Origin of the sequence: Flavonifractor sp., from assembly GCF_019422385.1 — a bacterium.
GTDB classification, from domain to species: Bacteria; Bacillota; Clostridia; order Oscillospirales; family Oscillospiraceae; genus Flavonifractor; species Flavonifractor avistercoris.
Window position 1 is genome coordinate 1 of the sequence record NZ_JAHZDL010000097.1, and the last position, 6,775, is coordinate 6,775.

General features: G+C 68.3%; 9 protein-coding genes. 3 read left to right on the forward strand and 6 right to left on the reverse strand.

All coding sequences use genetic code 11. The annotated features are described in order from the left end of the window. Positions 1-501, forward strand: a 501-nt coding sequence (locus QZ378_RS11085; RefSeq protein ID WP_291258304.1) for a flavodoxin family protein, incomplete at its 5' end; no start/stop codon positions are given. Positions 502-516: 15 nt separating this feature from the next. Further along, the gene (locus QZ378_RS11090; RefSeq protein ID WP_291258305.1) at positions 517-1,068 is read left to right on the forward strand and encodes a flavodoxin family protein; all 552 of its coding nucleotides are present in this window, start codon (positions 517-519) and stop codon (positions 1,066-1,068) included. Between the two features lie 66 nt (positions 1,069-1,134). On the opposite strand, the gene QZ378_RS11095 is transcribed toward QZ378_RS11090, so the two are convergent. From QZ378_RS11095 to QZ378_RS11120, 6 genes are read right to left on the reverse strand one after another with little or no spacing between them, the layout of a single operon-like run. Beyond that, the gene (locus tag QZ378_RS11095) at positions 1,135-2,550 is read right to left on the reverse strand and encodes an APC family permease (RefSeq protein WP_291258306.1); all 1,416 of its coding nucleotides are present in this window, start codon (positions 2,548-2,550) and stop codon (positions 1,135-1,137) included. 37 nt (positions 2,551-2,587) lie between these two features. Then, entirely contained in the window at positions 2,588-2,887 is a 300-nt protein-coding gene (locus QZ378_RS11100; protein ID WP_291258307.1) for a hypothetical protein, read from the reverse strand. Positions 2,888-2,896: 9 nt separating this feature from the next. Then, on the reverse strand, positions 2,897-3,304 hold the full coding sequence (locus tag QZ378_RS11105; RefSeq protein ID WP_291258308.1) for a hypothetical protein: 408 nt from the start codon (positions 3,302-3,304) through the stop codon (positions 2,897-2,899). Between the two features lie 50 nt (positions 3,305-3,354). Continuing rightward, complete coding sequence (locus tag QZ378_RS11110) at positions 3,355-3,525, reverse strand: hypothetical protein (protein ID WP_291258309.1); 171 nt, start codon at positions 3,523-3,525, stop codon at positions 3,355-3,357. Continuing rightward, a complete protein-coding gene (locus QZ378_RS11115; RefSeq protein ID WP_291258310.1) occupies positions 3,522-4,358 on the reverse strand; it encodes a DUF3021 family protein in 837 nt (278 codons plus the stop codon). Before QZ378_RS11115 ends, QZ378_RS11110 begins: the two co-directional genes overlap by 4 nt. Before the next feature lie 14 nt (positions 4,359-4,372). Beyond that, complete coding sequence (locus QZ378_RS11120) at positions 4,373-4,807, reverse strand: LytTR family DNA-binding domain-containing protein (RefSeq protein WP_291258311.1); 435 nt, start codon at positions 4,805-4,807, stop codon at positions 4,373-4,375. A gap of 167 nt (positions 4,808-4,974) precedes the next feature. On the opposite strand from QZ378_RS11120, the gene QZ378_RS11125 reads away from it, so the two are divergent. Then, positions 4,975-6,775 (forward strand): tetratricopeptide repeat protein (locus QZ378_RS11125; RefSeq protein ID WP_291258312.1); only part of this gene is annotated, 1,801 nt, incomplete at its 3' end.

The window sequence follows — 6,775 nt, forward strand, 5'->3', positions numbered from 1 at the left end:
GGCAACAGCTTCGCCATGACCGACGCATTCATCCAGGCCGCCCAGGCCAAGGGCCACACCGTGACGCGCTTTGACGCGGCGTTCCTGAACATCGGCGGCTGCCACGCCTGCGAGACCTGCTTCAAGACGGGGAAAGCCTGCTCCTTTGACGACGACTTCAACACCATCGCCCCCGCCATCCTGGCGGCCGACGCCATTGTGTTCACCATGCCGGTGTACTGGTACTCCATCCCGGCCCAGATCAAGGGGGTCATCGACCGCATCTACTCTCTGGTGGTAGGCGGCAAGGACATCGCCGGCAAGGAGTGCGCCCTCATCGCCTGCTGTGAGGAGGAGGATCTCACCGTGCTGGACGGGGTGCGCATCCCCATGGAGCGCACGGCGGCCCTGAACAAGTGGAAGATGGTGGGCGAGGTGCTGGTGCCCGGCGTGCTCAATGTGGGTGACGTGGACAAGACCGACGGCTGCGCCCAGGCGGCGGCTTTGGCGGAGAAGATCTGACGGGAGGTCTCAGAAATGGGCAAGCAGATTGTGGTACTCAACGGCAGCCCCCGGAAAAAGGGCAACACCTCCGCCCTGGTGCGGGAATTCACCCGGGGCGCGGAGGAGGCGGGCCATACCGTGACCGAGTTCTTCCTGGACGGCATGGAGATCCACGGCTGCAAGGGCTGCTTCGGCGGCCACAGCGGCCGGGACTGTCCCTGCGTGCAGCGGGACGATATGGACAAAATTTATCCGGCAGTGAAGGACTGCCACGTGGTGGTGCTGGCCTCCCCCCTGTACTACTGGAACCTGAGCGGCCAGCTTCGCACGGCGGTGGACCGGCTCTTCGCCCTGGAGGAGGGGGACGGCAACCTGCTGCGGGGCCATGACAGGGCCTCCTGCCTGCTGATGGCGGCGGAGGGGAGCGGATTCGAGGATGTGCGCACCTACTACGACCACCTGATGGAGCACCTGCGGTGGAAAAACCTGGGCCACGTACTGGCCGGGGGCAACATGGACGCGGGCGACATCGACGGCAAGCCGGAGCTCCAGGCCGCCTACGAGCTGGGCAGATCCATCACCTGACAAGATGCAAAGGCGGGCCGGTCAAATGACCGGCCCGCCCGTTTTTGGGGAATCCTGTAGATGGGTTTAAGGGGTTTTCTCCCGGCCGCCCAGGATGCGCTGGGCACGCTGGGCGTCGGAGAGGGTGCGGTCCCGGAAGTGGTAGAGAACCATCCCCAGCACCGCCAGGGCGGCGGCCAGGGCGTACTCCAGGGGGCTGAGGGCGCCGGGGCTGAATGGCACCAGCAGGTTGCCCGCCAGGAACACCGACGCGAGGATGCCGCACACCGCGGTGATCCGGCCGCCGGGCATGGACACCGGCCGGTGCCAGTCCGGATGGCTTTTTCGGAGGGCCAGCACCGCCAGCAGGGACATGACCCACATGACCACGGTGGCCAGGGAGGCGATGTTGATGAGGGGGAGGAAGAGCAGCTTGCCGGTGAAGGGGGTGAGCATCACAAAGGCGGCGGTGAACCAGATGCACCGGGCGGGTGTGCCGTATTTGGGGTGGAGGGCGGAGAACTTCTCCGACACCAGGCCGAACCGGGACAGGCCGTAGAGCATCTGGGCGGAGGAGTAGAGGGTGGAGTTCATCACCCCCACCGCCCCCACGAAGGCGGTGACCAGAAAGAGCACCCGAACCGCCGGGACACCGGTGAGCTCCACCAGCACGTCGGCAAAGGGGGCGGTGCGGTTCACCGCCTCCCGCCAGGGCATGCACCCGGCCACGGCGGTGGACACCAGGCACAGGATGCCGGTGACCAGCAGCAGGCAGGTGATCAGCGCCGCCCCGGCCTTGCGGGCGGCGGGGCCGGTGGCGTCGGCGGCGGCCTTGGACACGGTCTCCCACCCGGCCACCGAGAACACCAGCAGACTCAGCAGGGCCATGGAGCCGGAGAAGTCGAAGTCCAGCCCCCCGTCGGAGGCGTACACCGCCGGGTCGAAGTGGGTGAAGCACACCGCCAGGCCGATGGCGCACATGACCAGCAGCACCACCGTGGCGATTTTAGCCAGGGAGGCGCATACGTTGGCACCCTTGAGCTGGATGAACAGGATGGCCCCCGCCAGGGCCAGCTGGACGATCAGGTTGGGCAGGGTGACGGGGAAATCCCCCACCTGATAGAGCACCGCCGTCCGCCCCAGGGCGGGGAACAGCTCGTCCAGCAGGGACACGGCGGCCAGATCCACCCAGCAGAACACGATGGTGTTCATCAGAATGCCCGCCCAGCCCACGGCGAAGCCCCCCCGGCTGCCGAAGGCGGCGTAGGAGTACACCACCTCGCCGCCGGGCAGGGGCAGCATGGGGATGGCCTCCATATAGGCGAAGGCGAAGGGCAGCTCAATGAGGATGCACAGCACAAAGGCCACCACCAGGTTCAGCGGACCCCCCGCCGTCTCCAGCCACGTGCCAGTCAGCAGCAGCCAGCTGGTGCCCAGCATGCACCCGATGCCCATGGCCACCAGCCCAAAGTAGCTGATGGATTTTCCACCGTTCTTTCCCATCCGGATCCCTCGTTCCCATCAAGATGGGATCATTATATCATCTCTGGCGAGCTTTTCCTAGTCCCGCCCTCCAGAGAACCCAGGCCAGGCCCCAGCCGGCCAGATACAGCCCGGCCTGGAGCAGATAGAGCAGGGCGGCCGCCACATTCAGCCCCACAAAGAGGCCCCCCGCACGGTAGGCCCGCAGAGCGCAGACCAGCGGCCACCCCACCGCCGCCAGCGGGAGCAACCGCAGGAAGCGGAGTCTCCGCCGGGTCAGCCGGAGCACCCCCAGCTGAAGGACACACGGCCCCACCAGCCAGAGGGCGAACCAGAGCAGCAAAAGCAGTTCTTCCATATACGCACCTCACGTTCCGGAGTCCTTCCGCGGATACGCCCCCGCCGCGTTGCCCAGCAGGGCAAAGACCGCCGGCTCCAGGCAGATAGCGCCGGTCATGCCGCAGAAGCCCCACGCAATGGGCAGCAGGCACAGGGCGCACGCCAGGGGGAGAAGGGGGCACAGGCCATGCCGCTTTCCCAGGGCCATCCCCAGGGCCATGCACCCAAAGGGCAGCAGGTAGATGGCAATCAGGATCCCTCCGGTTCCCAGCCACCACATGATCAGGACGGGCAGGAGGGTACACACCACCGCGCACCAGGGCAGCCAGAGGGCCGTGATCCTTAGCTTGAGGCGGACGGGCTCGGGGGCCAGCCGCCGGATCAGAACCGGGCTGGACAGGATCACCAGCCAGCATACCAGGGCCGCCGGGGTCATATCCTCACCTCCCGCTTGTCTCCGTAGGGGCGAACTGTGTTCGCCCGCCGTTATCTCTCGCCCACCCAATTTTTCCGCCGACTCAACAGCTTTTTGGTCAGCTTTGCGATCATATTGACGGCCAGCAGAGCCAGCCCCAGAGCCAGGGTGAGTCCAAGGGCCAGCAGCGGTACGCCCAGCAACAGAAACCAGCTGACGAAAAACCAGGCGAAGGAACTCATGCCCCCGCGCCCCCCTTCCGCACCCGCCGGAGGGCGGAACCGGCCAGATTGCCCGCCAGGGAGCAGACCAGGGCGATGGTCACCAGGGGCCAGTCGTACATGTTGGAGAACAGGCGGGCCAGGGGGATGAACACCAGAATCCCCAGCACACACGCGGCGGGGTACAGGGGGCAGAAGCCCTGCCTTCTCCCCAGGGACAGGCCGGAGCAGAAGCCCCCGATGGGCAGCAGAAGGTAGGGGTAAAGCAGGCCGGAGAGCACCGGCACATACCCGCCGTCGCACAGCCGCAGCACCAGGGGCAGGAGCAGGCACAGCAGGGCGGCGAAGGGCACATAGGGCAGGGTCTCCCGCCAGCGGAGCGGGGAGGGGGCGGGGGAGAGGCCCAGCCTCTCCCGGATGGCGGAGAGCTCCACATACCACCCCACCCACCGGCCCAGCCACACCAGGACGTAGACCACGGCCAGCAGAAAGACCAGCAGCGCCGCCCCCGCCGGGTCGAAGGTGAGCCCCGCCCACAGGGCCATGGTGGCCGCCGTGAGGGCAAAGTGGGTCAGGGTGCGGAGCACCAGGGCCCGGCCCTCCCCGGCGAAGGGGAGGGTGGCGATGCCCACCTCCGCCCCCAGCAGGGCGAAGAGGGCGAAGGACAGGGCAATGCCCCACCCCTCCAGGGCGTCGGGAAAGCCGCAGTCCAGAAAGCCGTACCCGGTAAACTGAGCCGGGCCGGCAATGGGAAAGTCCCCGGCCAGCCGGCCCAGGAGGGCGTGGGCCGCCAGCCCCAGCAGGGCCCCGGCCAGGGCCCGGCGGGCAGCCTGCCGCCTGTCGTCAAACAGCATGGAAATACCTCCTCTCAAAGCCCCAGGGCCTCCTTGATCCTCTTGACATACCGCCGGGACGCGTAGCACACCGTCCCACCGGCCAGGGTGATGCGGATGGTGCCGGTGAGGGAGAGATCCAGGGCGGTGATCTTCCGCAGGTTGACGATCTCCGAGTGGGAGATGCGCACGAAGGCGTGCCGATCCAGCCGGGCCTCCAGCTCGTAGAGCCGCTCCTTCAGATCATACACCCCGCCGGGAGTCTGCACCCTGACCCCCTTCTCCTCCCCATAGCAGCGGAGGATGTCCGCCTCCTCCAGGGGCACCGCCCGGGCCCCGTCCCAGCCCACCAGGGCCGCGCCCCCCTCCAGCCGGGCGGCCAGGGCCTTGATCTCGTCGGTGAGGGCCGGGGCGGTGATGGTTACGGCCGGCTCCCCGCAGGCCGGATCGATGCGGATGTCCACCTTCATGCCGCTCCCCCCTTTCACCCCCAATATAGCGGAAAGCGGGCCGCTTGTCCACGGTTTCCGGACAGACGGCCGGCCGCGGGGGATAGCCGGCGCGCCCATGCCGGCGTAGACAAAACCCTATCGACGGCGTATAATATCCCCATACTACATAGAATGGGGAGCACACCATGGAAAACAACGCCAACAACGGCCATGAAGCCTACGATGACCAGGTGATTTTTGTCGATACCCATCTGATCCAAAAGGCGGTGGAGGGGCTCCAGCGCTCGCGGGAGGAGTTCCAGAGCCTGCTGGAGCAGGCGGAGGGGGGAGATCCCGCCGCCTACTACGACCTGGGCGTGCGCTATGCCGAGGGGGACGGGGCGGAGCGGGATCCGGCCCGGGCGGCCCACTGGTTCTCCCTGGCCGCCGAGGACGGGGATCTCCGGGCGGTGGATCTGCTGGGCCGGTGCTATCAGGCCGGCTCCGGCGTGGAGAAGGACGAGGCCCGGGCCGTGGAGCTGTTCCAGCAGGCGGCGGAGCAGGGCTACGCCCCCGGCCAGTGCGACCTGGGCCTGTGCTACGAGAACGCCACCGGCGTGGAGAAGGACGAGGCCCGGGCGGCGGAGTACTACCTCCAGGCCGCCGAGCAGGGCTATGCCCCCGGCCAGACCAACCTGGCGGTGTGCTATTTCAACGGCATCGGGGTAGAGCAGAGCGTGGACACCGCCCTCCAATGGCTGGAGAAGGCGGTGGAGCAGGAGTTCCCCCGGGCCCTGAACATCCTGGGGGACTGCTACTGGGACGGCACGGGGGTGGAGCGTGACCGGGCCCGCTCCGCCCGGCTCTACCGGCAGGCCGCCGACCAGGGCTATCCCCCCGCCCAGTGCAACCTGGGCCTGTGCTATGAGCACGGCGACGGGGTGGAGATGGACAAGGAGACGGCGGCGGAGTACTACCGCCAGGCCGCCCAGGAGGGCTATGCCCCCGGCCAGACCAACCTGGCGGTGCTCACCCTCCACGGCGTGGGGGTGGAGGAGGATCCCAGGGCGGCGGTGGAGTGGCTCCAGAAGGCCGCCGACCAGGATTTTCCCCGGGCCCTGGATCTGCTGGGGGACTGCTGGATGGAGGGCAGGGGGGTGGACTGCGTGGACACGTGGCGGGCCGCCGAGCTCTACCGGCGGGCCGCCGAGCAGGAGTACCCGCCGGCCCTGTGCGACCTGGGCCTGTGCTACGAGAACGCCAACGGCGTGGAGGAGGACAAGGCGCGGGCGGCGGCGCTCTACCGGCAGGCCGCCGAGCTGGACTACGCCCCCGCCATGTGCAACCTGGCGGTGTGCTACCTCAACGGCATCGGCGTGGAGGAGAACATGGGGGAGACGGTGGCGTGGCTGGAGAAGGCGGTGGCCGCCGGCTCCCCCCGGGCCGCCGGCATCCTGGGGGACTTCTGCCTGGACGGCCGGGGGGTGGAGGTGGACAAGGAGCGGGCCATCTCACTCTACCGGCAGGCCGCCGAAGGCGGCTACCTCCCCGCCGTGTGCAGCCTGGGCCTGTGCTATGAGACCGGCGACGGCGTGGCCGAGGACAAGGAGCAGGCCGTGGCCTGGTACCGGAAGGCCGCCGAGGGGGGCTACGCCCCCGCCCAGACCAACCTGGCCTACTGCTGCCTCACCGGCATCGGTATGGAGCCGGACGCCGCCGGGGCCATACCCTGGCTGGAGAAGGCGGCGGAGCAGGGCAACGCCCGGGCCCAGAGCCTGCTGGGCAACTGCTACCGGGACGGGGACGGCGTGGAGGCCGATCTGTGCCGGGCGGCGGAGCTCTACGGGGAGGCCGCCAAGCAGGACTATCCCCCCGCCATGTGCAGCCTTGGCCTGGCCTTTGAGCTGGGAGAGGGCCTCACCCCCAATCCGGCCAACGCGGTGTACTGGTACAAAAAGGCGGCCGAGGCGGGCTATCTCCCGGCCATGACCAACCTGGCGGTGTGCT

Bases quoted from the DNA above. Each gene is read 5' to 3' on its own strand.
- QZ378_RS11090 (WP_291258305.1), top strand. From the start codon at position 517: ATGGGCAAGCAGATTGTGGTACTCAACGGCAGCCCCCGGAAAAAGGGC.
- QZ378_RS11095 (WP_291258306.1), bottom strand. From the start codon at position 2,550: ATGGGAAAGAACGGTGGAAAATCCATCAGCTACTTTGGGCTGGTGGCC.
- QZ378_RS11100 (WP_291258307.1), bottom strand. From the start codon at position 2,887: ATGGAAGAACTGCTTTTGCTGCTCTGGTTCGCCCTCTGGCTGGTGGGG.
- QZ378_RS11105 (WP_291258308.1), bottom strand. From the start codon at position 3,304: ATGACCCCGGCGGCCCTGGTATGCTGGCTGGTGATCCTGTCCAGCCCG.
- QZ378_RS11110 (WP_291258309.1), bottom strand. From the start codon at position 3,525: ATGAGTTCCTTCGCCTGGTTTTTCGTCAGCTGGTTTCTGTTGCTGGGC.
- QZ378_RS11115 (WP_291258310.1), bottom strand. From the start codon at position 4,358: ATGCTGTTTGACGACAGGCGGCAGGCTGCCCGCCGGGCCCTGGCCGGG.
- QZ378_RS11120 (WP_291258311.1), bottom strand. From the start codon at position 4,807: ATGAAGGTGGACATCCGCATCGATCCGGCCTGCGGGGAGCCGGCCGTA.